The organism is Actinosynnema sp. NPDC037264 (assembly GCF_055603705.1).
This window is the reverse complement of the sequence record NZ_JBVJVK010000027.1, coordinates 46,630-70,170: the sequence shown is the minus strand read 5'-3', so window position 1 is coordinate 70,170 and position 23,541 is coordinate 46,630. Positions and strand designations below refer to the sequence as shown.

The following is a 23,541-nucleotide window of genomic DNA, read 5'->3' as shown; positions in this document are numbered from 1 at the left end:
ATGAAGCGGAACATCACCTGCCCCTGCGGCGAGCCGATCCAGGGCAAGGACGAGGACGACCTGGTGGAGAAGACCCAGAAGCACCTCAAGGAGAACCACCCGGGCCACGACTACTCGCGGGACGAGATCCTGTTCATGGCTTACTGAGCCCCTTCACCCGGGTCGGGGTGCACGGCGACGAGCAGCAGCGCGTCGAGCAGCCGCAGCCAGTCCGGCTCGGTGAGGTCGCGGCCGGTGAGGGCGGACAGGCGGGCCAGCGCGTCCAGCAGTCGGCCGGCCAGGTCGGCGGCGTCCTGACCGGTCGCCTCGGCCACGGCTCGGACGTCGCGGCGGAAGCGGGTGGTGCGGCCGAGCCGGACCAGCGCCGCGGGCACGTCGGTCGGCGGGGGTGCGGGGTGGTCGTCGTCGGCGAACCCGACGGTCAGCCGCGTGCCCAGCGCCCCGGCCAGCCGGCCGAGCGCGTCGACGGTGGGGTTGCCCCGGCCGTTCTCCAGGTTCGCCACGTACGGCACGGAGAGTCCCGCGTCGGCGGCGACCGCGGCCACCGTCCGCCCGTTCGCGGCGCGCAGCGCCCGTAGCCGCCGACCGAGTTCGTGTCCCACGCGGTCAATCTTGTCAGAACACTGTTCACGATGGCTATCTTCTGGAGATAGTCATCGGGTGTTGACCGCTCTGCGCGTGAGGGACTTCCGGCTGCTGTGGGCGGCACGGACCGTCAGCGTGCTCGGCACCTGGCTGCTCGTCGTCGCCGTGCCCGCGCACGTCTTCCACCTGACCGGCTCGTGGTCGGCCGCGGGTGCGGCGCTGGCCGCGGAGTTCCTGCCGCCGTTGCTGCTCGGGCCGGTCGCGGGGGTGCTGGTCGACCGGTGGGACCGGCGGCGGGCGATGGTCGCGGCCGAGGTGCTGCGTGCCGCCGCCGTTACGCTGCTGCTCTTCGCCCGCGAGCCCGGCGACCTCTGGCTGGTCTACGTCGCGGTGGTCGTGGAGAGCACGGGCACGGTGGTGTTCCGACCGGCGGCCCAGGCGCACACGCCCGTCGTGGTCGGCACCGGCGCGGCGCTGAGCGGCGCCAACGCCCTGAACTCCACCACCGACGGCCTGGCGCGACTCGTCGGCGCACCGCTGGGCGGCGCGTTGACGGCGCTGGTCGGCTTCCCGGTGCTGGTGGTGGCGGACGCGGCGAGCTACCTGGTCTCGGCCGGGTTGATCGCGTTGCTGTCCCGGGGCGGCCGTGACGGGGCGGGCGGCGGTGAACGGCCGGGCGTCGGCGGGGGACTGCGTGAAGGACTCGCGTTCGTGCGATCGGGGCGGACGGCCAGGGTGCTCCTCGTCGTCAGCACCGCCTTCCTGACCGCGAACGCCTCGCTCAGCGCGCTGCTGGTCCCGTTCGGGATGACCGCGTTGGGCGGCGAGGGGCCGGTCGGGTTGGTGATGTCGGCGCTGGGCGTCGGCTTCCTCCTCGGCGCGCCGGCGACCCGCGTCCTGGTCGACCGCCTGCCGCCGGGTCCGCTGCTGGCGGGCGCGCTCGCCACCACCTCCATCGGCTTCGTGCTGTTGTTCAACGCGGCGTCGCTGACCGCCGCCCTGCCCGCCGCCGCGCTGATCGGGTTGTCCGGTTCGGCGGCACTGGTCGTCACGCAGACCGCCTTGCAACGGGTGACGCCGACCGGAGTGCTGGGCCGGGTCGGCGCGCTGCTGGTCACGGGTGAGGCGGCGGCGACGGTCGTCGGCGCCCTGGCCGGGCCGGCGCTCGCCGAGCTCACCTCTCCGCGCACGACCGCGTACGCGGCGTGCGCGCTCACCGTGGCCGCCGCCGTGTACGCGGTTTCGACGCCGTCCGTTCATCAACCGTTCGCCCCTTGATCGCCGCTTCGCGCGTCAAACGAGTCGAGCGGCGGAGATGATCGCCGGTGAACACGGGGGTGAGCGGGTCAGGTGAAGCGCCGGGTGTCCATCGGCTTGGCCGTGGTGTTGTTGGCCGCCGTCGTCGCGGTGGTCGTGTGGGGTCGTTCGGACGACGCGGAGGGCGGGGCCCGAGGCGGGCTGACCACCGTGCGCGGGGTCATCGGGTCGGAGAAGCTGGCCTTCTTCAGCGACCCGAGGGTGGTCGAGGCGTTCGCGAAGCACGGCTTGAAGGTCGAGGTGGACACGGCCGGCTCACGGCAGATCGCCACCTCCGTCGACCTCGGCAAGTACGAGTTCGCGTTCCCGTCGTCCTCGCCGGCCGCGCAGCGGATCCAGCGCGACCGCAAGACGACCGCCGCGCACACGCCGTTCCAGTCGCCGATGGCCGTGGCGACGTTCGAGCCGATCGTGAAGCTGCTCGAAGCCGCCGGCGTGGTGACCAAGGGCGCGGGCGACTACCAGGTGCTCGACGTGGCCGAGTACCTGGAGCTGACCAGGGCGGGCACGCGCTGGGACCAGCTGCCCGGCAACACCGCCTACCCGGCCCGCAAGAACGTCCTCATCACCACGACCAACCCGGGCGAGTCGAACTCCGCCGCGATGTACCTGTCGATCGTGTCGTTCGTGGCCAACGGCAACACCGTGGTCGGCACGCCGGAGCAGGAAGCGGCCGTGCTGCCCGACGTCGCCAGGCTCTTCCGCGACCAGGGCTACACGCAGAACAGCACCGAAGGGCCGTTCGAGGACTACCTCGCGGCGGGCATGGGCAAGACGCCGCTTGCGCTGATCTACGAGTCCCAGTACCTCGACCGGGTGCGGCGCGCCGACGGCTCGATCCGCGCCGACATGCGCCTGCTCTACCTGGCGCCGACGGTCTACTCCAAGCACACCCTGGTCCCGCTGTCCGACCGGGGCGACCAGGTCGGCCGGTTGCTGAGCACCGATCCGGAGCTGGCCGAGCTCGCCGCCACGTTCGGCTTCCGCACGTCCGACCCGCGCGTGTTCGCCGAGGTCGTCGGCGACCGGGCGCCCGCGGACCTGGTGGACGCGGTCGAGCCGCCGTCGTTCGAGACGCTGGAACGCCTGCTCGACGCGGTCTCCGCGTGATGGACGAGTTCACCCTCACGCCGCCGGAGCCCGTGACCCCGGTCCCCGTCGAACGCGCGGCCGGCCTGGTCACCCTCGGCGAGGACGTGCGCGCGGACGTCGACCGGCGGGCCGAGCGGTTCGCCGAACGCCTCCGGGCGCTGGACGTCCGGTCGCCGGAGTTCACCGCCGTGCTGGACGACGCGCTCGCCGTCGGCGAGGCGGACATGCGCGCGGCGGCGGGCGTGGCGGGCACGATGCTCGACCGCTCCGCCCGCGCGCTGCGCGAGGACTCGCCCCAGGTCCGGGTCACCACCTCGCTGTCGGACCTGCGCCGCACCGTCGCCGAGCTGGACCCGGCGAAGCTGCCGATCACCGGCCGCAAGCTGCTGAAGGTCTTCCCCGTCGCCAACGCGGCCAAGAAGGCCCTCGGCCGCTACCGGGCGGCGGGCGAGCCGGTGAACGCGCTGGTGGTCGACCTGCGCCACCGGCAGGACGTGCTGCGCCGCGACAACGCGGCCATCAAGGGCGAGCGCGAGCGGCTGTGGCGGGCCATGGGCAAGCTGGCCGAGGCCGCCGCGTTCGCCGAGGCGGTGGACGCGGCGATCGACCGGCAGGCCGAGGTGCTCGACCTGGCCGACCCCGACCGGGCGCGGGCGCTGCGCGCGGACGTGCTGCACCCGATCCGGCAACGGCACCAGGACCTGCTCACGCAGCTCGCCGTGAGCGCGCAGGGCTACCTGGCCCTGGACCTGGTGCGGCGCAACAACGACGAGCTGATCCGGGGCGTGGAACGCGCGGTGACCACGACCGTGGCCGCGTTGCGGATCGCCCTGCTGGTCAGCGGCGCCCTGGCGAGCCGGCGCGACGTGCTCGACGAGGTCGCCGCGTTGCAGGCCACCACGGACGGGCTCATCCGCGCCAACACCGAGCTGCTGGACCTGCAGGGCGCGGAGATCCGCCGGGCGAGCAGCGACCCGGCCGTCGCGGTGGAGACGATCCGCGCGTCGTTCGACCGGATCTACGCGGCGATCGACGCGGTCGACGGCTACCGGGCGGACGCGGTGCGCACGATGGCCGTCACGGTCGAGTCGCTGTCGGGGGAGATCCGCCGCGCGGAAGAGCACTTGCGCCGTTCGCACGACGCGGCGGCGGTCGAGGGGGACCGATGAGGACAGCGTTCGTGCTCGCCGCCGTGCTGGTGGTGGCGGGGTGCACCGGCGAGGCCGGGCCCGACCCGGCGCGGCCCGCCGGCCCGGCCGAACCCGGTGTGCTGCGGGTGCTCGCGGGCAGCGAGCTGACCGACCTCCAGCCGGTGCTGGACGAGGCGGCCGAGGCCACCGGCGTCGAGGTGAGGTTCACCTTCACCGGCACGCTGGAGGGCGCCGAGGCGTTGGCGAAGGGCGAGGTGGACGGCAAGTACGACGCCGTCTGGTTCTCGTCCAACCGCTACCCGGCCGGCATCCCGGAGGCCGCGGCACGGCTCGGCAACCAGGTCAAGATCATGAGCTCGCCGGTGGTGCTCGGCCTGTCGACGTCGTCGGCACAGCGGCTGGGCTGGGCCGACCGGCGGGTCGGCTGGGGCGAGATCGCCGAGCGGGCCGGGCACAAGGAGTTCAGCTACGGCATGACCGACCCGTCGTCGTCGAACTCCGGCTTCTCCGCCCTGGTCGGCGTGGCGTCGGCGCTGGCGGGCGCGGGCAACGCCGTGGACGCGGGCCAGATCGCGGCGGTGACACCGCGGCTGAAGGGCTTCTTCGCCGCGCAGTCGCTGTCCGCCGGGTCGTCGGGCTGGCTGTCGGAGGCCTACCAGCGCCGCGCCACCGGCCAGGACCCCGGCGCGCAGGTCGACGGGCTGATCAACTACGAGTCCGTGCTGCTGTCCATGAACGCCGCCGGCACGCTGCCCGAGCCGCTCACCCTCGTCTACCCGGACGACGGCGTCGTCACCGCGGACTACCCGCTGACCCTGCTCGCGGACTCCGGCGACGACGCCCGTGACGCGCACCAACGCCTCACCGACCACCTGCGCACGCCGGACGTGCAGCGCCGGATCATGGAGACCACGCACCGGCGGCCGGTCGTGCCGGGCGTCGACCTGGACTCCCGGTTCGCCGTGCGCGACCTGGTGGAGCTGCCGTTCCCGGCCGCGCGCGACTCCGTCGACGCCCTGCTCTCGGCCTACTTCAACGAGATCCGGCGTCCGTCGCGCACGCTGTACGTGCTCGACACGTCCGGTTCGATGGCCGGCGACCGGATCGCGTCGCTCAGGTCCGCGCTGGTCGGCCTGACCGGCGCGGACGACTCGCTCACCGGCCGCTTCCGCCGGTTCCGCAGCCGGGAGGAGGTGACCATGCTGCCGTTCAACACCGAACCGGGCGAGCCGCGGACGTTCACCCTGCCCGAGGGCGACCCGCGGGCCGAGCTGGCGGAGATCAAGGCGTACGCCGAAGGGCTGGTGGAAGGCGGCGGCACGGCCATCTACGACAGCCTGTCCCGCGCCTACGAGGTGATGGAGCCGCTGGTGGCGGCCGACCCGGACCGGTTCACCTCGATCGTGCTGATGACGGACGGCGAGAACGCGAACGGCTCGGGCCTGGCCGAGTTCCGGGCGTCGTTCGGCTCGGTGCCCGCGTCGGTGCGGCAGGTGCCCGTGTTCACCGTGCTGTTCGGCGAGGGCAGCAGCGCGGAGCTGGGCGAGGTGGCCACCATGACCGGCGGCAAGGTGTTCGACGCGCGCGCCACCGAACTGGGCGACGTGTTCCAGGAGATCCGCGGCTACCAATGATCCGCTACCTGGGCTCGACCAAGAGCCTCGTCGGCTGCGTCGGCGGTCTCGTCGGCGTGCTGCTGCACCTGACCGGCGTGGTCGGCGGGGCGTGGCCGGTCGTGGTGGCCGGGCTGTACGCGGTGGGCGCGCTGCTCGCGCCGCCGGAGAAGGTCCGGTTGGTGCCGGTGGACGCGGTCACCGAGGCAGGCCTGCTCCGCGCGGAACTGGACGGGCTGGTGCGCGAGGTGGGCGCGCAGTCGTCCCGGATGCCCGAGCCCGCGGTCGCCGCCGTCGGCCGGATCGGCGCGGTGCTCGGCGACCTGCTCACCCGGCACGAGGCGTTGGCCGCCAACCCGGACCTGCGGCACACCGTGGTCCGGCTGGCGCGCACCGACCTGCCGCTGTCCGTGCAGACGTACCTGAACCTGCCGTGGTGGTTCGCGGTGAAGCAGCGCGCGGGCGGCGAGCCGAGTCCGGGCGACGAGTTGGTGACCCAGCTCGGGCTGCTGGAGGCCGAGGCCCACCGGCTGGCCGAACGCGTGTACGCGGTGGACGTGAACCAGCAGGCCGACCACACCCGCTACCTGCGCGAACGCGACCCGGGCAACGAGCCCTGACCCTTCACCCCGCGCGTGTCGAACGCTCAGGTCCCGGGTGTTCCACGTTCGCGCCCGCTGAAGCCCGCGCTTCATCCGGGGTGAGGGTGGCGCCGCGGGCGAAGTGCTCGGCGAACGCCTCCGGCCCCAGCGCAACGCCGGCACGCGCGGTGATGCGGTCGACGTCGCCGCGTTCGGCCGGTGGCAGGGGAGCGCCGCGCGACCGCCGGGCCGCGTCCGCCGCGCCGAGCAGGATCGCGGCGTCCGCCGGGTCCGCGGCACCCGCCAGGCCTTCCAGCGCCAACGCCAGCGCACGCGGGTCGCCGGTGTCCGCGGCCACCGCGTAGCTCTCCCGGTGCCGTGCGGCGGCCGTGGCGGGGTCGCCGCGCAGTTCGGCGACGAAGCCGAGTTCGGCGAGCACCAACGCGTTCGCACTGGTCAGCCCGACCTCGTCGTGCCAGTCCAGCACGGCGTTCAGCAGCTCCTCGGCGGTGTCGAGATCGCCTTCACGGCGGGCGCCGAGCGCCAGGCCCAGCCGCGCGTTGACCTCACCGGCCCGGAAACCGTGCTGCGAGGCCAGGTGCGCGGCGCGCTCGTGGTGCTCCCGTGCCCGCGCGTGGTCGCCCGCGAGCAGCGCGATGCGGCCGAGGCCCGAGGTCAGGTCGGACACCTCCGGCCACAGCCCGAGCCGGTCGGCGAGCCGCAGGCCCGCGCGCAACCGGTCGGCCGCCTCGTCGTGGTCGCCGAACGCCTCGGCCACGAACGCGAGCACCCTGGTGCCGCGCAGTTGGCCCCACGTGTCGCCGAGGTCGCGGAAGAGCACGACGCTGCGCTCGCCCTCCCGTGCCGCCGCCGACAGGTCGCCGCGCACGAAGCGCTGGAGCGCGCGGTCGCCGAGCGCCGCCGCGGTGCCCCAGCGGTCGCCGGTCGCGGCGAAGCCCGTCAACGCCCGGTCGGTCAGCTCCTCCGCCGACGTGATGTCGCCGATCTCGCACAGGGCGTGGCCGAGGAACCAGGACGCGTGGGGTTCGGGGCACGACCGCAGCGCGGCCCCGATCCGCTCGGCGCGGTCCGTGCCGTCACCGGTCAGGATGCGGATCGCGGTGTGCCAGGCGGTGGTGGCGCCGGTCCGGCCCAGCGCGTGCGCGGCTTCGAACGCCCGGCGCGCCTCGCCCAGCCTGCCGCGCAGCACCCAGTACCACGCCAGGGCGTCCACCAGCCGCAACGCGGGCGAGACCAGCCCTCGGCGCACGGCGTGGTCCAGCGCGCCGCGGAGGTTGGCCGACTCCGCGTCCAGCCGCCGCAACCACTCGTGCTGGTCGGGCCCGCGCAGGCGGGCCTGCTCGGCCAGGCCGGTGTAGTACTCGACGTGCCGTGCGCGGACCTCGTCCAGCTCGCCCGCCTCGGCCAGCCGCTCCACGCAGTACGCCGCCGGCGATTCGAGCAGCCGGTACCGGGTGCCGCCCGCGCCTTCCACGACGACCACCAGCGACCGGTCGACCAGACCGGTCAACACGTCCAGCACGTCGTCACCGCCGCACACCGCCTCGGCCGCCTCGAACGCGCAGCCCTCGTGGTGCACGGCCAGCCTGCGCAGCACCACCCGCGCCGCGTCGTCCAGCAGCTCCCAGCTCCAGTCGAGCATCGCGCGCAGGGTCCGCTGCCGGGGCGGCGCGTCCCGGTACCCGCCCGCCAGCACGCGGAACCGGTCGTCCAGCCGGGACAGCACGCCGGTCACGCCCAACGCGCGCACCTTGGTCGCGGCCAGCTCCAACGCCAGCGGGATGCCGTCCAACCGCCGGCAGATCGCGGCCACCGCGGCGAGGTCCGACGCGGACCCGCCCGCCGCGCCGACCCGGGCGACGAACAGCTCGACCGCGGCGGACTCGGCCAGCGGCGCGACGGTGTGCCGCACCTCGCCCGCCACGGCCAGCGGCTCCTGGCTGGTCGCCAGCACGCGCACGTGCGGCGCGGTCCGCAGCACGGCCGCGGTCAGCTCCGCCACCTCGGCGATCATCTGCTCGCAGTTGTCCAGCACGAGCAGCATCCGCTTGTCCCGCAACGCCGTCGTCAGCCGCTCGGCCGCGTCGACGTGCTCACCGCCCCAGGTGCCGTCGTCGCGGATGCCCAGCGCCGCCGTGAGCAGGTCGGGCAGCACGCACGGCGCCGAGACCGCGACCACCCACACGCCGTCCGGGAACCCGTCCACCAGCTGCCGGGCGGTCTCCACCGCGAGCCTCGTCTTGCCGACACCGCCCGGTCCGGTCAACGTCACCAGGCGGTGCTCGGCCAGCAGCCGGCGCACCTCCGCCACGTCCCGCTCCCGGCCCACCAGCCCGGTGAGCGGGTTCGGCAGGTTGGTGCCCGGCCGGACCGGCGGCGCGAGGCGGGGGTCCTGGTCCAGCATGGCGCGGTGCAGGGCGGCCAGCTCGGGGCTCGGGTCGACGCCCAGCTCGTCGGCCAGCCGACGGCGCAGCTCGTCGTAGGCGGCCAGGGCCTCGTGCTGCCGTCCCGCCCGGTAGAGCGCGCGCAGGTGGATCGCACGCAGGCGTTCCCGCAACGGGTGCCGCACGACCACGTCCGCGAGCTCGGACACCACCGCCGCGTGCTCGCCGAGGTCGAGCCGCGCCAGGGCCAGGTCCTCCAGCGCGACCAGCCGCTGCTCCTCGAGCCTGGTGATCGCCGGCCGGGCGAAGTCGAGGTCGGCGAAGTCCGCGAACGCCGGGCCGCGCCACAGGTTCAGCGCGTCGGTCAGCAGCGCGGCCCGCGCCGCCGGGTCGGTGGCCGCACGGGCCCGCGCGGTCAGCTCCGCGAACACGTCGGCGTCCACCGAGTCGGCGTGGACCAGGTAGCCGGGTGACCGCGACTCGACCAGGTCACGGCCGCCCGGCTCGGCCTCCTCCAGCGCCCGGCGCAGCTGCGACACCTTCGCGTGCAGCGCCCGCAGCGGGTTGCCGGGGCCGTCGTCGCCCCACAGGTCGGCGACCAGCCGGTCCGCCGACACGGGACGGCCGCGGTCGGCCAGCAGGTCGGCGAGCAGCAGCCGCACCTTGCGCTCGGGCACCTTGACCGGCGTGCCGTCCGCGGTCCGGACGTCCAGCGGACCGAGCACCCCGAAACGCATGGCCGCCACCGTAGTCGAGGCGGTCCGAACAGGACCCGAGCAGAACCCGAACAACGCCTCGGCAAGGTGGTCCCCAGAAGCGAAACCCCTGCTCGGAGGCACATCATGACGATCATCACCACCACCCGGGAGATCCGGCTCGCGTCACGTCCGGTCGGCGCGCCCACACCGGAGAACTTCACGCTCGCGACCGTCGAGCTGCCCGCGTTGGACGACGGCCAGGTGCTCGTGCGCAACACGTGGATGTCGGTCGACCCGTACATGCGCGGTCGGATGGACGACGCAGAGTCCTACATCCCGCCGTTCCGGCTCGGCGCGGCGCTGGAGGGCGGCGCGGTCGGCGAGGTCGTCGCGTCGAGGTCGGACGCCGTGCCGGTCGGCGCGACCGTGGTCCACTTCCTCGGGTGGCGCGAGCACGCCGTCGTCGACGCGTCGGCCGCGACCGTCGTGGACACCGCGATCGCGCCCGCGTCCGCCTACCTGGGCGTGCTCGGCACGCCGGGGCTCACCGCGTACGTGAGCCTGACCGAGATCGCGCCCGTGCGGCCCGGTGACGTGGTCTTCGTGTCCGCCGCCGCGGGCGCGGTCGGCAGTGTCGCGGGGCAGCTCGCCAGGCGGCTCGGCGCGTCGCGGGTCATCGGCTCGGCGGGCGGGCCCGCGAAGGCCGGGAAGCTGGTGGAGGACTTCGGGTTCGACGCCGCGCTGGACTACCGGGCCGGTGCCGTCGCCGACCAGCTGGCGTCGGCCGCGCCGGACGGCGTCGACGTCTACGTCGACCTCGTCGGCGGTGACCACCTGGAGGCGGCCATCGGGGCGATGCGCGACGGCGGCCGGATCGCGCTGGTCGGCGCGATCAGCCAGTACAACGCGACCGGACCCGTGCCCGGGCCGAACTTGTACCCGGCCGCGACCAAGCAGCTCAGCCTGCGCGGCATGGTGGTCAGCTCCTACCTGGACCGGTTCCCCGAGTACGTCGGGCGTGTCGCCGGGTGGCTGGCGGACGGCGGGCTGCGCACCGAGGAGACCGTGTACGACGGGCTGGAGAAGGCGCCGGAGGCGTTCCTCGGCGTGCTGCGCGGCGCCAACACCGGCAAGATGCTCGTCCGCCTGGACGCGCGGTGAAGGCACTTGTGGTGGTGGCCCACCCGCGCGCCGACTCGCTCACGTCCCAGGTGGCGTCAAGGCTGGTGGACCACCTGATCGCGCACGGCGTCGAGGTGGACCTGCTCGACCTGCACGCCGAGGGGTTCGACCCGCGCATGACGGCCGAGGACGAGCCCGACTGGGCCGACCGGGACAAGGTGTACTCGGCGCCGGTTCGGGAGCACATGGCCCGGATCGAGGCGGCGGACCTGCTGCTCGTGGTGTTCCCGGTCTGGTGGTTCGGGCCGCCCGCGATCCTCAAGGGCTGGGTCGACCGGGTGTGGAACTACGGCTTCGCCTACGGCCGCGGTCGTCCCCGACTGGCCGGCAAGCGGATGCGGTGGATCGGGCTGGCGGGCGAGACGCGGGAGACGTTCGCCGAGCGTGGCATGGACGACGTGCTCGACCGGCAGCTGCGGGCGGGGGTGTCCGACTACTGCGGGATCACCGACGCCTCGCTGACGCTGCTCTACGGCACGCTCGCCGGCGACGACCACGTCCGCGGGGTGCTCCGGGACGTCACCGGTCTGGTGGAAGTGTGAGGGTCGGCGCGGCGGTCGCCTCTCGGCGAGTGGCTCGACGCGGCTCCAGCCGAACGGTATTCCGCGAAGGCGCTTGGTGAGGCCCGGGGACACGGACCGCACCGACCGAGTGTTCCAACGGTCGGTGGGCGCTCGGTGTTCCCGCCTCGCCGTGGCTTGCGTCACGGTCCCTCAGCTTCCGTGCGCTAGCGTGCGGTAGCTGCGACCATACGCAAGCGTACGGGGGTGTCGTATGACGGTGTTGGCCCTGCTCACGGCGGGTGTGCTGGTGCTCGTGGGCGCGTTGCACGTGCTGTGGGTCTTCTCGCCGTGGCCGTTGCGGAGCCGGGAGGAGTTCGCCCGGCGGGTGGTGGACGTGCCGCCGGAGGAGCTGCCCTCGGCGGGCCTCACGCTCGCGGTGGCCGTGCTGCTCGGCGTGGCCGCCTACCTCGTGGTCGGCCGGGCGGGCCTGGTGGGCGTGCCCGGACCGGCGTGGCTGACGGCGGTGGGCACGGCGGGCGTGGCGGCGGTGTTCCTGCTGCGGGGAGCGGGCGGCCTCGCCGTCTCGTCCCGGAGGTCGACCGAGTTCGCCCGGCTCGACCTGCGGGTCTACTCGCCGCTGTGCCTGGCGCTGGCCACGTCCTGCGCGGTGATCGCGTTCGGCGGCTGATCCGTGGCGCGCCGACCCGTGACCTGGTGATCGGTGAAGTGGTGATCGGCCCCCGCCCGGACTCGGGGTCCGGACGGGGGCCGACGGCTTGCGGTGACGCGGTGGAACGTGCGTCGGGACCTACTTGGCGCAGGCCGGCAGGTGCGGGTGGCGCTCGCCGCGCTCGACCGACTCCTTGGCCAGCGTGCACTGCATGACGTCGTAGGCGGGCTTGCGGGAGAAGTCCTCCCACATCACGGTCGCCGCGCCCTCGCCGGCGAAGAACACCGGCACCCAGGAGTACTTGTCGGTGAAGCCCCAGATCGTGAAGGAGTCACAGCCCTCCACGTTGAGGCACGCGACGAGCGTCCGGTTGTAGTAGTCGGCCTGCTTGGCCAGCATCTCCGCGGTCGGCTTGCCGTCCGCCGGCAGGTCCATCCGCACGTCCAGCTCGGTGATGGCGGTGCCGAGACCGAGGTCGGCGAACCGCTTCAGGTTCGTCTCCAGGTCGCCGGGGAAGCCGTACCGGGTGCTGAGGTGCGACTGGGCGGAGAAGCCGTGCACCGGCACGCCCTGCGCCTGCAAGTCCTTGATCAACGCGAGGTAGGCGTTGCTCTTGGCGTTGACGCTCTCCACGCCGTAGTCGTTGAAGTACAGGTCGGCCTTGGGGTCGGCCTCGTGCGCCCAGCGGAACGCGTCCGCGATGATGCCGGGGCCGAGCTCGCGGATCCAGATGTTCTCGGTGGTGCGCAGCGCGCCGGTCTCGGTGAAGATCTCGTTGGCCACGTCCCACTGCTGGATCTTGCCCTTGTAGCGGCCGACCACGGTGGTGATGTGCTCGCGCAGGATCTCGCGGAGCTCCTCGGCGGAGAAGTCGCCCTGCTCGAGCCACGCCGGGTTCTGGCTGTGCCACAGGAGCGTGTGCCCGCGGACCACCTGGCGGTTGCGCTGCGCGAACTTCACGATGGCGTCGGCCATCCCGAAGTTGTAGCGGTCGCGCTCCGGGTGGATGTACTCCCACTTCATCTGGTTCTCGGCGGACACCGAGCTGAACTCCTTGGCCAGCACGGAGCGGTACTCGAGGTCCTTGGTGAACGGGTCCGGGTAGGGCTGGTCCTCGTGGTGGCCGCCACCGGCTGCGGCGGTGCCGATGTAGAACCCCTTGGGCGCCACCCAGCGGAGGCTGTCCTTCTTCGCGTGGCCCGCGGACAGCTCACCCGTGTCGGGAGAGGCCGCGGCCACGAGGGCCAGCGGAGAGGTCAACGCCACCGCGGCGAGCGCGGCGGTGACGAGGCGGATCGACTTCATGGCGGTCTTCGCTTTCTCGGACGACTACGACGGCGGCGTTCGAAAGTTTCGTCATTGATCCGGCAATTTTCGAGATGCCGGACCTTAAGACGGCCGCCGGGCGATCGTCAAGACTTCGTCAAGTAGTCACCGCCGCCCGTCGGTGCTGGTCGGAGAGTTTTGTCGGGGTCGAGCGCTACGGTGGTCGCCGAACGGACAAGTGAGTGACCGGGGGGCACGAGGATGAGGAAACTTGCGGTGGCGCTGGTCGCCGTGCTGGGACTGGCACTGGTCCCGGGCGGGGCGGCGGGTTCGGTCGGTGCGCCGGGCGTCGGGTGGAACGCGACGTGGGCCGCCTCGCCGCACGCGCCGACCGACGTGTTCGGGCCGAGTTGGGGAACGGTCGGGTTCGACGACCACACCGTCCGCCAGGTGGTGCGGACCAGCGACGGCGGCGCGGCGGTGCGGATCAGGCTCTCCAACGCCTACGGCACGTCCCCGCTGGTCGTGACCGGCGCGACGATCGCCCGGACGGCGCAGGGCGCGGCGGTGCGGCCGAACACGGTGCGGCACCTGACGTTCGACGGTCGGCGCTCGGTGACGGTGCCGGTCGGCGGTGAGGCGGTCGGCGACCTCGCGCCGCTGGCCGTGCCGCCGCTGAGCCAGGTCACCGTGACGCTGTACCTGGCGGGGAGGACGGGGCCCGCCACCGGGCACGCGTTCGCGAGCGCGACGAGCTGGCGGGCGTCCGGCGACCACCGGGCCGACGCGGCGGCGGACGCCTTCACCGAGACGTCGTCGTCGTGGTTCTACCTCAACGCCGTCGAGGTCGTCGACCTCACGCCGCGGCGCGAGGTCGTGGTGGCGTTCGGCGACTCCATCACGGACGGCACGGCGTCCACTGTGGACGGCGACAACCGCTACCCGGACGAGCTGGCGGAGCGGCTGGGCGGGCGGCGCGGCGTGGTGAACGCGGGCATCGGCGGCAACCGCGTGCTCAACGACTCGTCGTGCTTCGGCGAGAAGGCGACGGCGCGGTTCGAGCGCGACGCGCTGGCGCAGCCGGACGTGCGCACGGTGATCCTGCTGGAGGGCATCAACGACATCGGGTTCAGCCAGTTGGCGATCGACTGCACCACGCCGAACCCGGTGGTCACGGCGGCCGAGCTGATCGAGGGCTACCGGGAGCTGATCGGCAAGGCGCACGCGAGGGGTGTGCGGGTCGTCGGCGGCACGCTCCTGCCGTTCAAGGGCGCCGCGTACCACACCGAGGCGGGCGAGGCGGTGCGGGACGAGGTGAACGCCTGGATCCGCACCTCCGGCGAGTTCGACGCGGTGGTCGACTTCGACCGCGCGATGGCCGACCCGGCGGACCCGGACGCGTTGCGGCCCGCCTACGACAGCGGCGACCGGCTGCACCCGAACGACGCGGGCTACCGGGCGATGGCCGAAGCCGTCGACCTGTCCGTGCTGTAGCGCCGGCCGGCTCGCCCGAAACGCCCTCCCGACAGCCGTCGGGAGGGCGTTTCGTCGAATTGCGGTCGAATGCGCGTCGAATGCGAACGCCTTGTCCGCCACCACTTCCCATTTCTGCGCACGCTTGGTTACAGTGCGATTTGGGAGCGCTCCCAGCCCACCCATGGTCACTACCAACATGGTTGTCCTCAACGAGGAGGAGAGAGTGGCGCTCATATCCGTCCCTGCGAACAAGAGTTTGCTCGTCAAGGCCTTCGCGACGGTCGCGGTCGTCGCCGGGCTCATGGCGAGCATGATGACCGGCGTCGCCCAGGCGCACGGGTCGACCGTCGACCCGCCGTCGCGCAACTACGGCTGCTGGCAGCGGTGGGGCAGCGATTTCCAGAACCCGACGATGGCCCAGCAGGACCCGATGTGCTGGCAGGCGTGGCAGGCCGACACCACCGCCATGTGGAATTGGAACGGCCTGTACCGCGAAGGTGTCGCGGGCAACCACCAGGGCGCCATCCCCAACGGCCAGCTGTGCAGCGGCGGCCGGACCGGTGGCATGCGCTACGCGGCGCTGGACAACCCGGGTCAGTGGAAGGCCGTGACCAAGCCGCGGCAGTTCACGCTCGACATCTGGGACCAGGCCCGGCACGGCGCGGACTACCTGCGGGTGTACGTGTCGCGGCAGGGTTACGACGCGACCACCACGCCGTTGGGCTGGAACCACCTGGAACTGGTCGCCACCACGGGCCGCTACGCGCCGTCGGACCACTACCGGGTCGCGGTGAACGCGGGCAGCCGCACCGGCCGCCACGTGGTCTACGCGATCTGGCAGGCCAGCCACTCGGATCAGTCGTACTACTTCTGCAGCGACGTCATCTTCCAGTAACCGGATGACCGTTCCGCGCCCATCCGGGCAGGGGTGGGCGCGGAACACCTTCCACCGCTCCGCGTGACGTGTCGGGTCAGACCTTGCCGGTGCCGGCGCCCTGGGTGACGAGCGCCTTCACGTCGGCGGGCGGGTCGAGGGTGTACTGGTAGTAGGTGCGCGGGTCGGTGACGGTGCCGTCGACGACCGGCTTGCCGCTGTTCACGTAGACGTTGTTCCGCTCGACGATGTTGCCCTTGGGCCCGGAGTAGCTGTTGGTCATGGGCTCTTCGACGTCGTCGAAGTAGTTGCCCTCGATCCAGCAGCCGGACTGGGCCTGGCACGCGGGACCGGTGTCGCTGTTGTCGAGGAAGTAGTTGTTGAAGATGTGCACGGGGTTGCCGAACCGGGTGCGCGGGTTGCGCTGCGAGGTCTTGTCGAAGAAGTTGTGGTGGTAGGAGACCTTCAGGTGACCGGTGTCCTGCGCGCCGCTGCTGTCGGAGTGCCCGAGCAGCATGTTCTTGGCGTGGTCGTGCACGTGGTTCCACGACACCGTGACGTAGCTGGACCCGCGCTTGATGTCGATGAGCCCGTCGTAGCCGCGGGAGAGGTCGTTGTGGTCGATCCAGACGTGGTGGCTGAACATCTGGACGTTGATCGAGTCGTCAGTGGCGTTGCGGAACACCAGGTTGCGGATGATCACGTTGTGCACGGCGCCCGCCGGGGGCGTGGTCGTCTCGCTCACCGGCAGGCCGATGTTGAATCCGCCGCCGGTGACGCCCGACGCCGCGCCGACGCCCACGATGGTCTTGTCCGAGGTAACGTCGTGCATGCCGGCCGGCAGCGTGATCATGCCCTGCACCCGCACCACGCGTGGCCCGGTCGCCTTGATCGCGGCGATGAGGTCGGCGGCGGTGGACACGGTGACCTCGGGGCCGCCCGCGCCGCCGGTGGTGCCGTTCTGGCCGAGGGCGTTGACGGCGGCGAACCCGATCGGCGCGGTGTCCGCGGTGACCGCCGGAGCGGCGGTCACCGGTGTGGCGACGGCCAGGCTGCCCATCACCGTCGCGGCGAGCGCGACCGCGGTGCTCCTCTTCACCGCGCCACCCCCTGCACGCGACCGACACCGGCGCCCGCCGTGACGATGCGCGGCACGGACGCGGGGTCGTCCACCGTGTAGCTGTAGTAGGTGCGCGGCTCCACGACGGAGCCGAGCGTCTCCGGCGCGCCCGAGCCCGCGTAGATGTTGTTGCGCTCCACCACGCGTCCCGGCCCGCTCTTGTCGTAGCCGGACAGGACCGGGTAGGCGACGTTCTCGAAGTAGTTGCCCTCGACCACGACGCCGGCGTCCATGGTGGACGCGACGCCGTAGAGCGAGTTGCCCCGGTAGTAGTTGTTGTAGACGTGCACGGGCTCGCCGAAGCGCACGCGCGGGTGGCGCTGGTCCGTGCCGTCGAAGAAGTTGTGGTGGTAGGTGACGCGCAGCTTGCCCTTGTCGCTGGTGTAGGTGTCGGAGTGGCCGAGCAGGGCGGCCTTGCTGTGGTGGTGGAAGTGGTTCCACGACACGGTGACGTAGTCGGAGTTGCGCTTGATGTCCAGCAGGCCGTCGTAGCCGTCGGACAGGTCGCAGTGGTCGATCCACACGTGGTGCGCGGAGTTGGTGACGCTGATCGAGTCGTCCGAGGCGTCGGTGAACCGCAGGTTGCGGATGATCACGTTGTTGCCCGGGCGGGTGGTGGAGCCGAGTTGCAGCCCGCCGCCGGTGATCTCGGCGGTGGAGCCGACGCCGACGATGGTCTTGTTCGCGACGACGGTCAGCATCTCGTCGCCGGTCTGGATCCGGCCGGACACCGAGATGACGTACGGCTCCTTGCGGCCGACGTAGTCGGCGAGGGCGGCGGCCGTGGTCACGGTGACCGCCTGGCCGCCCGCGCCGCCGGTGGTGCCGTTCTGGCCCAGTGCGTCGACCCCGGCGAACCCGTTGGCGGCGTCCAGCGGGCCGACTCCGGCCCAGGCGGCGCGTGGCACGGCGGCGGCCACGGCGGCGAGTGCCGTCCCGGCGAGCAGCCGACGACGGTTGATGGCGCTCATGGTCCTGGTCCTCCTGGGGTCAGATCCGGCCGACGCCGACACCGGCGGGGACGGTGGTGGGCAGGGTCGACGGGTTGTCAGGGGTGTAGGCGTAGTAGGTGCGCGGTTCGACCACCGTGCCGAGGGTCTGCGGCGTGCCGGAGTTGACGAAGACGTTGTTGCGCTGCACCACGCGTCCCGGTCCGCTCTCGTCGTAGCCGGAGTAGATCGGGTGCGGCACGTTCTCGAAGTAGTTGGCCTCCACCAGCACGCCGGCGTTCTCCGTGGACGCGACCCCGTACAGGCGGTTGTCGCGGAAGTAGTTGTTGTAGACGTGGATCGGCTCGCCGAAGCGGACGCGCGGGTGCCGCTGCTCGGTGGCGTTGAAGTAGTTGTGGTGGAACGTGACGCGCAGCTTGCCCGTGTCCTGGCCCGCGTTGGAGTCGGAGTGGCCGAGCAGCGCGGTCTTGCTGTGGTCGTGGAAGTCGTTCCACGACACGGTGATGAAGTCGGCGCCCCGGACGATGTCGATCAGGCCGTCCGCGCCGCCGCTGAAGTCGCAGTGGTCGATCCAGATGTGGTGGGAGGACTGCTGGATGCTGATCGCGTCGTCGTCCGCGCCGGTGAACTTGAGGTTGCGGATGATGACGTTCTGCCGGCGGTACATGTCGAGGCCGCCACCTCGGATCTCCGCGCCGGGCAGGCCGATGACGGTCTTGTTGGACCGCAGGCCCTGCTTGCTGCTGAACGTCATGATCCCGTCGACCTGGATCACGTAGGCTTCGTTGCGGTCGCAGTAGTCCAGGAATGTCTCGGTGTCCCGCACGGTGACCACGGGTCCGCCGACGCCGCCGGTGGTGCCGTTCTGGCCGAGGGTGTTCGTGCCGGCGAACCCGTCGGCGGTCTGGAACGGCGCCGCCCACACCGGGCTCGTGGTGACCGGGCTGGTGCGGACGGGTTCGGCGGTCGCGGCACGCGCGGTGACGGCGGTGATGGCCGTCGCGGCGGCGCCGGTGAGGAGGCTGCGCCTGCTGATGTCGCTCATGGTCGGTGCTCCTGTCAGCTGCGACCGGTGCCCGCACCGGCGGGCACGATCGTGGGGACTTCGGCGGCGCGGTGGAGGGTGTAGCCGTAGTACGTGCGCGGCTCGACCACGGAGCCGCGGAGCTCGATCTCGTGGTTGCACTCGACGAGGATGTTGTCGCGGGCGACGATCCGGCCCAGGTCGCCGCTGAAGTCGACCCGGCCGGGGTTGTTGACGCTGAAGAAGTAGTTGCCCTCCAGCACCACGCCCGCGTTCATCGCCGAGGCCACGCCGTAGCTGTTGTCGCGGTAGTAGTTGTTGTAGACGTGCACGGACTCGCCGAACCGGACGCGCGGGTTGCGCTGGTCGGAGCCGTCGAAGTAGTTGTGGTGGTAGGTGACCCGCAGGCGACCGATGTCCTGCGCGCCGTTGTCGTCGTCGTGCCCGAGCAGCAGCGTCTTGTCGTGGTCGTGGAACCTGTTCCAGGAGACGGTGACGAAATCGCTGCCCCGTTTGATGTCGACCGCGCCGTCGTCGCCGTCGGAGAAGTCGTTGTGGTCGATCCAGATGTGGTGGCTGAACATCTGCACGTTGATCAGGTCGTCCGTGGCGCCGGAGAGGGCGAGGTTGCGGATGATGATGTTGTGCACGGCGTTGGCCGGGGGCGTGGTGACGTCGTCGTCCACCGGCAGGCCGATGGTGAGCCCGCCGCCGACGAGCCGCGCGTCGGAGCCCAGACCGGTGATCGTCTTGTCGGAGGCGACGGGGTGCATGCCGTCGCTGGTGCCGGTCGGCAGCGTGATCGTGCCCTTGACCTGCACGACCAGTGGTTCCGGCCGGGAGATGTAGTCCAGGAACTGCGCCGTGGTGGTGGCCGTGACGACGGCGCCGCCCGCGCCGCCGGTGGTGCCGTTCTGTCCCAGTGCGTTCACCGAGGCGAACCCGTCCGCGGTGGTCGCGGCCAACGCCGGCGCGGCGCCGGGCGCGGTGGCCGCGGTCGTGGCCAGCGCGGCGGCCACGACGACCTTCAGCAGGGCGCGCCGGTTCCCGGAAGATGTGGGCATGGCTATTTCCTCTCCCGTATGAGGGGTGAGTGCAGGGGTTATCGGGAAAGCGCTCTCTGATCGCACCGTAGCGCATGTTTCCGGCGTGTCAACGGCCCGTGGCGGCCCCGGTTCGAGGTTCACATATGTGGCCGCCCTATTCGACGAACGGGTTCACATATGTGTCACCGAAGGCCCATTCCGGGTAACCGGGAATGCTCTGCGCGGCTATTCTCGCCCGCCGCGCGCGAAGGCGGTGCTGGTCTGGAACCGCCGACCGCGCCCCGCCGGGCTCGTCCCGGCGAGACGCGGTGGCACTGGGTTCCAGCGGCGCCCCCACCAGGAGTCGAACCTGGGACCTCGCCGTTCGTAGCGGCGCGCTCTGTCCTGCTGAGCTATGGGGGCCTGGTCGTGCGGCACTTCTCCGCGGTCGCCGACAATGGCGTCCCCGGTCTTCCGATTCCCTTTTTCGCGGTGCGCGAAAAGAGAAAGCCGCCCTGGTCGGTTCCCCGACGGGCGGCTCCCTGGACCGGACCTTTCAACAGGTCACGGCGGGGAGCACGGGCTGCCCGGACGGCGTCGACGCGTGTTCGTCATGTCCGCTCCTCGGCTCGGTGTGGACCCATCGTGCCGATCGGCCCGGGCTGCCGTCAAACTATTTCCGGGTCATTCTCCGAATCCGGTGGCGGACCGTCCGCCCGTTGACCAGAATCCGGCCGTGACCACCGCGCGACGCTTGCTCAAGGCCCTCGACCCGCTGCCGTACGGCGCGCGTCAACGCCTCCTCGCCCGCACCGCCCGCGAGGCGGCCGGCTCGACCGGGTTGGCCGCGCTGGTGAGCGAGCTGGCGGAACGGGGCGAGTTCGAACGGCGGACGGCGTTGCACCTGGCCTACGTGGCGGGTCACCGCGAGCACGTCGAGCAGTGCCTCTCGGCCGAGCAGACCTCGGTGGTCCGCCACGCGATCGGCGCGGCGATCCGGCTGGACGTGCCCGCCGAGGTGTTCCTGGCCCGGCTGCCGCACCTGCCGACCGCGCTGCGACAGGTCCTCTACACCGCCGTGCGCCGCCAGGGGCGCCACGCGTTGGCCGAGCGGCTGCTGCCGGTGGTGCGCGCGGCGTTCGGCGACCACGAGGCCGTCGGCCTGCTCCCGGTCTGCTCGTCGGACGTGGTCGCGGAGGCGTTGCCCGACCTGGAGCACGCGGTGACCAACTGGACCTCGCTCGGCCGCCGGCACCCGGCCGTGCTGCTGGACTTCGTCACCGCCGAGCTGGACGCCACCGCGCCGGTGGAGTGGCCGACGGTGTGGCACCGCTTCGGCGCGGCCGTGGCCGGGGCCGCGCCCGCCGAGCCCGACCGCGTGCTCGACCTGCTGGCCCGGGTGCTGCCGCACGCGCCGCTGTCGTGGCAGTTCGACGGCGTGATCGGCGGTCTCGCCCGGCACGCGCCCGCGCGCGTGGCCCGCCTGCTGGCCGACCCCCGCCGCACCGGGCACCTGCCCGATCGGCGGTCCCTGTGGCGCGCGCTGGCCGTGACCGGCGACGAGGAGCTGACCGCCGTCGCCCGACTGCTCCACGGCCCGCACCTGACCCGGTTCCTCCGCGCGATCGCGCCGTCCCGGCGGGCGGCGGTGTTCGCCGGCGCGTTCGGCGACCGCCCGGACGTCCCGCTGACCGCGGTGGACGAACTGCCCTCCGCCGCACGGCACGCCGTCGCCCGGCGGCTGCTGACCCTGCGCCGGGTCGCCGACGACCCCGGCTCCCGACTCGCCGTCACCGCCCGCCTGTCCTGGTCGGACGCCCGCGACACGTTGCTCGCCGCGACCCGCCGGGCCACCGCCGACGAACGCGCCGAGGCGTACCCGCTGTACCTGGCCGCGGCCGCCGCCACCCGCGACCCGGAGGTGTTCGGCGGTGTCGTCACCGGCCTGACCAGGCTCGCCAACGAGCAGGACCCGGTGCGGTCGGCCGCGATCACCGCGCTCGCCGCCGTGCCGGCGTGGCTGTTCCGCCCGGCCGAGGCCGACGCGTTCACCAAGGTGATGGTCGACGCGACCCAAGCCCGGGACTGCTCCTGGCAGACCCGGTCCGGGGTGCGCGACCTGGCGGAGGCGCTGATCCGCCAGGGCGCGGTGTCCCGCCGTCCCGAACTCGTCGACGCGGGCTTGGCCGGGATGGCCCACCTGGGCGCCCACCTGCCGTGGGTCGACCTGCACGGGCTGGACCGGTCGCTGCCGCGCGGCGCCGAGCACCCGGTGTTCGAGGCGCTGCGACCGAGGCTGGTCGCCGACGCCCGGCGCGGCCGGTTCGAGGTCGTGCTCGGGCTCGCCATGGGTCTCGGCCGGCGCGCCTGGCACGTGCCGGGCCTGCAGGACCTGCTGGACCAGGCGCGGTCGGCCGAGGACGACGGCGTGGTGCGGCGCGCGGTCGACCTGTGGCTGGCGCCGCGCGACCAGCGCGACGCACGGGTGGAGCGCGTGCTCGCGGACGACCCGTCCACCATCACGTTGCCCTCGGTGCAGGCCGCGGTCTCGTTGCGCCGCACCGACCTGCTGGACCGGGTGATCGGCCGGTCCCCGCACGGCCGGTTCCTGCGCCGGGGCGTGCGGTACGTGCCGCCGTTCCGGCAGTGCTTCGACCGGTGGCTGCCGCGCCAGGTCACCGCGTTCGCCGCCGAGCTGGCCGCGCTCGGGACGTCCCGGCACGCCAACCCGTACGAACGCGCCGGCGCCGTGCGGGCGCTCGGCCGGCTGCCGGGCACGGCCGACCTGGTGCGCGGGTTCCTCGCCGACGGCGAGGTGCAGGTGGTGGAGGCGGCGCTGGCCGCGCTGGCGTGGACCGACGAGCCCGCCGACGTGCTGCCGGACCTGCTCGCGCACGTCGACACCGACCGCGCGCGGGTCGCCGTGTACGCGATGACCCGCTGCGCCCCGTTCACCTCGCCCGACCGGCTCGGCGCGCTGCTCGCACCCGTGCTCGAAGGGCCGAAGGTGACCGCGCGCAAGGAAGCCGTGCGGCTGATCGCGCAACACCGCACGCCGGGCGCGGTGGCGGCGTTGGCCGGGGCTTGGGAGAACGGCCATCGCGACGTGCGGCGCGCGTTGGTGTCCGCGACGCGGTGGTTCCTCGACGACGAGGCCGCCTGGGAGCTGCTGGCCCGGGCCGTCGCCGACGAGCACGCCGTGGCGGGCGCGGTGGTCCAGTGGCCCGACGCGGTGCCGCGCCGTCACCGCGCCCGGTACGCGGACCTGGTGCGGGTGCTCGCGGACTCGCCCGACCCGGACACCGCCCGGCTCGGGCTGGGCGCGGCGCCGTGCTGGGCGCGCTGGTCGGAGGGCGGCGCGGAGCTGCTGGTCGGCCGCGTGACCGACCTCGCCGACACGGCGACCTGGTGGTACGCGCTGGTCGCTCTCGTGCGGCAGTCCACGACGGCCGACGTGACGCCACTGAGGGCCGTGGTCGCGGCGCTGCTCGCGCAGCTCGGCCGGTTCGACGCGGAGGAGGACCGCGACCTGCCCGCGCGGCAGCGGATCGCGGCGCTCGTGGGTCAGCTGGCCGAGAGGCGTGACTCGGACGGATCGCGTGCGGCCGCACGTGCCCTGGTCCCGGACCTCGTCGCGGCCGGGTGCCTGCCGTGGGCGGTCAAGCTCGCGGTGGTCGCCGTCCCGTGGGAGGAATCCGGCCCGGAACTGGACGCGTTGCGCGAGGTGGCACGGCTGGCCGTGCGGCCGACCATCGCGTGGCAGGCCGCCAGGGAACTGGCGGACGTGCTCCCGCACGTGCTGCGGCGGGTGTCCCGGCCGCGGCTGCTGGACGTGGCCGGGACCCTGGTCGCCGAGGGCGCGCCCGCGATGGCCCTGTCGGTCACGACCGCCGCCGGTCGTGACGCCGGGTGGCCCGCGCAGTGGCGCGACCTGCTGCGCGGACTGCGCCGGCACGACGACCCGGACGTGCGCGAGGCCGCGTCGGAGGTGTTCACCAGCGCGGAGTGA

At 72.9% G+C, this 23,541-nt stretch carries 19 protein-coding genes and 1 tRNA gene; 12 read left to right on the top strand and 8 right to left on the bottom strand.

The annotated features are described in order from the left end of the window. Positions 1-147 (top strand): hypothetical protein, encoded by a 147-nt coding sequence (locus tag ACZ7GX_RS26275; protein WP_498780356.1) that lies wholly within the window; start codon positions 1-3, stop codon positions 145-147. Here the strand turns inward: ACZ7GX_RS26275 and ACZ7GX_RS26270 are convergent. Then, entirely contained in the window at positions 141-602 is a 462-nt protein-coding gene (locus ACZ7GX_RS26270; RefSeq protein ID WP_498780355.1) for a helix-turn-helix transcriptional regulator, read from the bottom strand. The genes ACZ7GX_RS26275 and ACZ7GX_RS26270 overlap by 7 nt on opposite strands. 58 nt (positions 603-660) lie before the next feature. On the opposite strand from ACZ7GX_RS26270, the gene ACZ7GX_RS26265 reads away from it, so the two are divergent. The 5 genes from ACZ7GX_RS26265 to ACZ7GX_RS26245 all read left to right on the top strand — a co-directional run bounded on the left by ACZ7GX_RS26265 (position 661) and on the right by ACZ7GX_RS26245 (position 6,378). Further along, positions 661-1,863: an MFS transporter gene (locus tag ACZ7GX_RS26265; protein ID WP_498780353.1), complete on the top strand. Its 1,203-nt coding sequence runs from the start codon at positions 661-663 to the stop codon at positions 1,861-1,863. A gap of 72 nt (positions 1,864-1,935) precedes the next feature. Beyond that, positions 1,936-3,012: a hypothetical protein gene (locus ACZ7GX_RS26260; protein ID WP_498780351.1), complete on the top strand. Its 1,077-nt coding sequence runs from the start codon at positions 1,936-1,938 to the stop codon at positions 3,010-3,012. Continuing rightward, positions 3,012-4,163 carry a toxic anion resistance protein gene (locus ACZ7GX_RS26255; RefSeq protein ID WP_498780349.1) on the top strand — a complete coding sequence of 384 codons (1,152 nt, stop codon included), beginning with the start codon at positions 3,012-3,014 and terminating at the stop codon, positions 4,161-4,163. Before ACZ7GX_RS26260 ends, ACZ7GX_RS26255 begins: the two co-directional genes overlap by 1 nt. Beyond that, positions 4,160-5,779 carry a vWA domain-containing protein gene (locus ACZ7GX_RS26250; protein ID WP_498780348.1) on the top strand — a complete coding sequence of 540 codons (1,620 nt, stop codon included), beginning with the start codon at positions 4,160-4,162 and terminating at the stop codon, positions 5,777-5,779. Before ACZ7GX_RS26255 ends, ACZ7GX_RS26250 begins: the two co-directional genes overlap by 4 nt. Next, entirely contained in the window at positions 5,776-6,378 is a 603-nt protein-coding gene (locus tag ACZ7GX_RS26245; protein WP_498780347.1) for a hypothetical protein, read from the top strand. The genes ACZ7GX_RS26250 and ACZ7GX_RS26245 overlap by 4 nt, the downstream gene beginning before the upstream one ends. A gap of 4 nt (positions 6,379-6,382) precedes the next feature. Here ACZ7GX_RS26245 and ACZ7GX_RS26240 read toward each other — a convergent pair whose 3' ends face one another. Then, positions 6,383-9,481, bottom strand: a complete 3,099-nt coding sequence (locus ACZ7GX_RS26240) for an AfsR/SARP family transcriptional regulator (protein WP_498780345.1) — start codon at positions 9,479-9,481, stop codon at positions 6,383-6,385. Between the two features lie 105 nt (positions 9,482-9,586). On the opposite strand from ACZ7GX_RS26240, the gene ACZ7GX_RS26235 reads away from it, so the two are divergent. The 3 genes from ACZ7GX_RS26235 to ACZ7GX_RS26225 all read left to right on the top strand — a co-directional run bounded on the left by ACZ7GX_RS26235 (position 9,587) and on the right by ACZ7GX_RS26225 (position 11,815). After that, entirely contained in the window at positions 9,587-10,603 is a 1,017-nt protein-coding gene (locus ACZ7GX_RS26235) for an NADP-dependent oxidoreductase (protein ID WP_498780344.1), read from the top strand. Further along, the gene (locus ACZ7GX_RS26230; RefSeq protein ID WP_498780343.1) at positions 10,600-11,166 is read left to right on the top strand and encodes an NAD(P)H oxidoreductase; all 567 of its coding nucleotides are present in this window, start codon (positions 10,600-10,602) and stop codon (positions 11,164-11,166) included. The genes ACZ7GX_RS26235 and ACZ7GX_RS26230 overlap by 4 nt, the downstream gene beginning before the upstream one ends. A gap of 232 nt (positions 11,167-11,398) precedes the next feature. Further along, positions 11,399-11,815 carry a DUF3995 domain-containing protein gene (locus ACZ7GX_RS26225; RefSeq protein WP_498780341.1) on the top strand — a complete coding sequence of 139 codons (417 nt, stop codon included), beginning with the start codon at positions 11,399-11,401 and terminating at the stop codon, positions 11,813-11,815. Between the two features lie 120 nt (positions 11,816-11,935). On the opposite strand, the gene ACZ7GX_RS26220 is transcribed toward ACZ7GX_RS26225, so the two are convergent. Next, positions 11,936-13,102 carry an endo-1,4-beta-xylanase gene (locus ACZ7GX_RS26220; protein ID WP_498780339.1) on the bottom strand — a complete coding sequence of 389 codons (1,167 nt, stop codon included), beginning with the start codon at positions 13,100-13,102 and terminating at the stop codon, positions 11,936-11,938. Positions 13,103-13,324: 222 nt separating this feature from the next. On the opposite strand from ACZ7GX_RS26220, the gene ACZ7GX_RS26215 reads away from it, so the two are divergent. Then, on the top strand, positions 13,325-14,557 hold the full coding sequence (locus tag ACZ7GX_RS26215; protein WP_498780337.1) for an SGNH/GDSL hydrolase family protein: 1,233 nt from the start codon (positions 13,325-13,327) through the stop codon (positions 14,555-14,557). 205 nt (positions 14,558-14,762) lie between these two features. Next, positions 14,763-15,434, top strand: coding sequence for a lytic polysaccharide monooxygenase auxiliary activity family 9 protein (locus ACZ7GX_RS26210; protein ID WP_498780335.1), 672 nt, complete (start codon positions 14,763-14,765; stop codon positions 15,432-15,434). A gap of 76 nt (positions 15,435-15,510) precedes the next feature. On the opposite strand, the gene ACZ7GX_RS26205 is transcribed toward ACZ7GX_RS26210, so the two are convergent. The 5 genes from ACZ7GX_RS26205 to ACZ7GX_RS26185 form a co-directional block, all read right to left on the bottom strand. Continuing rightward, the gene (locus ACZ7GX_RS26205) at positions 15,511-16,512 is read right to left on the bottom strand and encodes a pectate lyase family protein (protein ID WP_498780333.1); all 1,002 of its coding nucleotides are present in this window, start codon (positions 16,510-16,512) and stop codon (positions 15,511-15,513) included. Next, positions 16,509-17,504: a pectate lyase family protein gene (locus ACZ7GX_RS26200; RefSeq protein ID WP_498780331.1), complete on the bottom strand. Its 996-nt coding sequence runs from the start codon at positions 17,502-17,504 to the stop codon at positions 16,509-16,511. The genes ACZ7GX_RS26205 and ACZ7GX_RS26200 overlap by 4 nt, the downstream gene beginning before the upstream one ends. Positions 17,505-17,523: 19 nt before the next feature. Continuing rightward, positions 17,524-18,528: a pectate lyase family protein gene (locus ACZ7GX_RS26195; RefSeq protein WP_498780329.1), complete on the bottom strand. Its 1,005-nt coding sequence runs from the start codon at positions 18,526-18,528 to the stop codon at positions 17,524-17,526. Positions 18,529-18,542: 14 nt separating this feature from the next. Beyond that, positions 18,543-19,571 (bottom strand): pectate lyase family protein, encoded by a 1,029-nt coding sequence (locus ACZ7GX_RS26190; RefSeq protein WP_498780328.1) that lies wholly within the window; start codon positions 19,569-19,571, stop codon positions 18,543-18,545. A 310-nt stretch (positions 19,572-19,881) separates the two neighbouring features. After that, positions 19,882-19,955 (bottom strand) — tRNA-Arg (locus ACZ7GX_RS26185). A gap of 313 nt (positions 19,956-20,268) precedes the next feature. Between ACZ7GX_RS26185 and ACZ7GX_RS26180 the strand changes: the two genes are divergently transcribed. Further along, positions 20,269-23,541, top strand: coding sequence for a hypothetical protein (locus ACZ7GX_RS26180; RefSeq protein WP_498780327.1), 3,273 nt, complete (start codon positions 20,269-20,271; stop codon positions 23,539-23,541).

What these genes read in the sequence shown, in the direction of transcription:
- ACZ7GX_RS26245 (WP_498780347.1), top strand. Translation starts at nt 5,776, where the DNA reads ATGATCCGCTACCTGGGCTCGACCAAGAGCCTCGTCGGCTGCGTCGGC.
- ACZ7GX_RS26255 (WP_498780349.1), top strand. Translation starts at nt 3,012, where the DNA reads ATGGACGAGTTCACCCTCACGCCGCCGGAGCCCGTGACCCCGGTCCCC.
- ACZ7GX_RS26225 (WP_498780341.1), top strand. Translation starts at nt 11,399, where the DNA reads ATGACGGTGTTGGCCCTGCTCACGGCGGGTGTGCTGGTGCTCGTGGGC.
- ACZ7GX_RS26275 (WP_498780356.1), top strand. Translation starts at nt 1, where the DNA reads ATGAAGCGGAACATCACCTGCCCCTGCGGCGAGCCGATCCAGGGCAAG.
- ACZ7GX_RS26195 (WP_498780329.1), bottom strand. Translation starts at nt 18,528, where the DNA reads ATGAGCGACATCAGCAGGCGCAGCCTCCTCACCGGCGCCGCCGCGACG.
- ACZ7GX_RS26190 (WP_498780328.1), bottom strand. Translation starts at nt 19,571, where the DNA reads ATGCCCACATCTTCCGGGAACCGGCGCGCCCTGCTGAAGGTCGTCGTG.
- ACZ7GX_RS26235 (WP_498780344.1), top strand. Translation starts at nt 9,587, where the DNA reads ATGACGATCATCACCACCACCCGGGAGATCCGGCTCGCGTCACGTCCG.
- ACZ7GX_RS26215 (WP_498780337.1), top strand. Translation starts at nt 13,325, where the DNA reads ATGAGGAAACTTGCGGTGGCGCTGGTCGCCGTGCTGGGACTGGCACTG.
- ACZ7GX_RS26240 (WP_498780345.1), bottom strand. Translation starts at nt 9,481, where the DNA reads ATGCGTTTCGGGGTGCTCGGTCCGCTGGACGTCCGGACCGCGGACGGC.
- ACZ7GX_RS26220 (WP_498780339.1), bottom strand. Translation starts at nt 13,102, where the DNA reads ATGAAGTCGATCCGCCTCGTCACCGCCGCGCTCGCCGCGGTGGCGTTG.
- ACZ7GX_RS26200 (WP_498780331.1), bottom strand. Translation starts at nt 17,504, where the DNA reads ATGAGCGCCATCAACCGTCGTCGGCTGCTCGCCGGGACGGCACTCGCC.
- ACZ7GX_RS26250 (WP_498780348.1), top strand. Translation starts at nt 4,160, where the DNA reads ATGAGGACAGCGTTCGTGCTCGCCGCCGTGCTGGTGGTGGCGGGGTGC.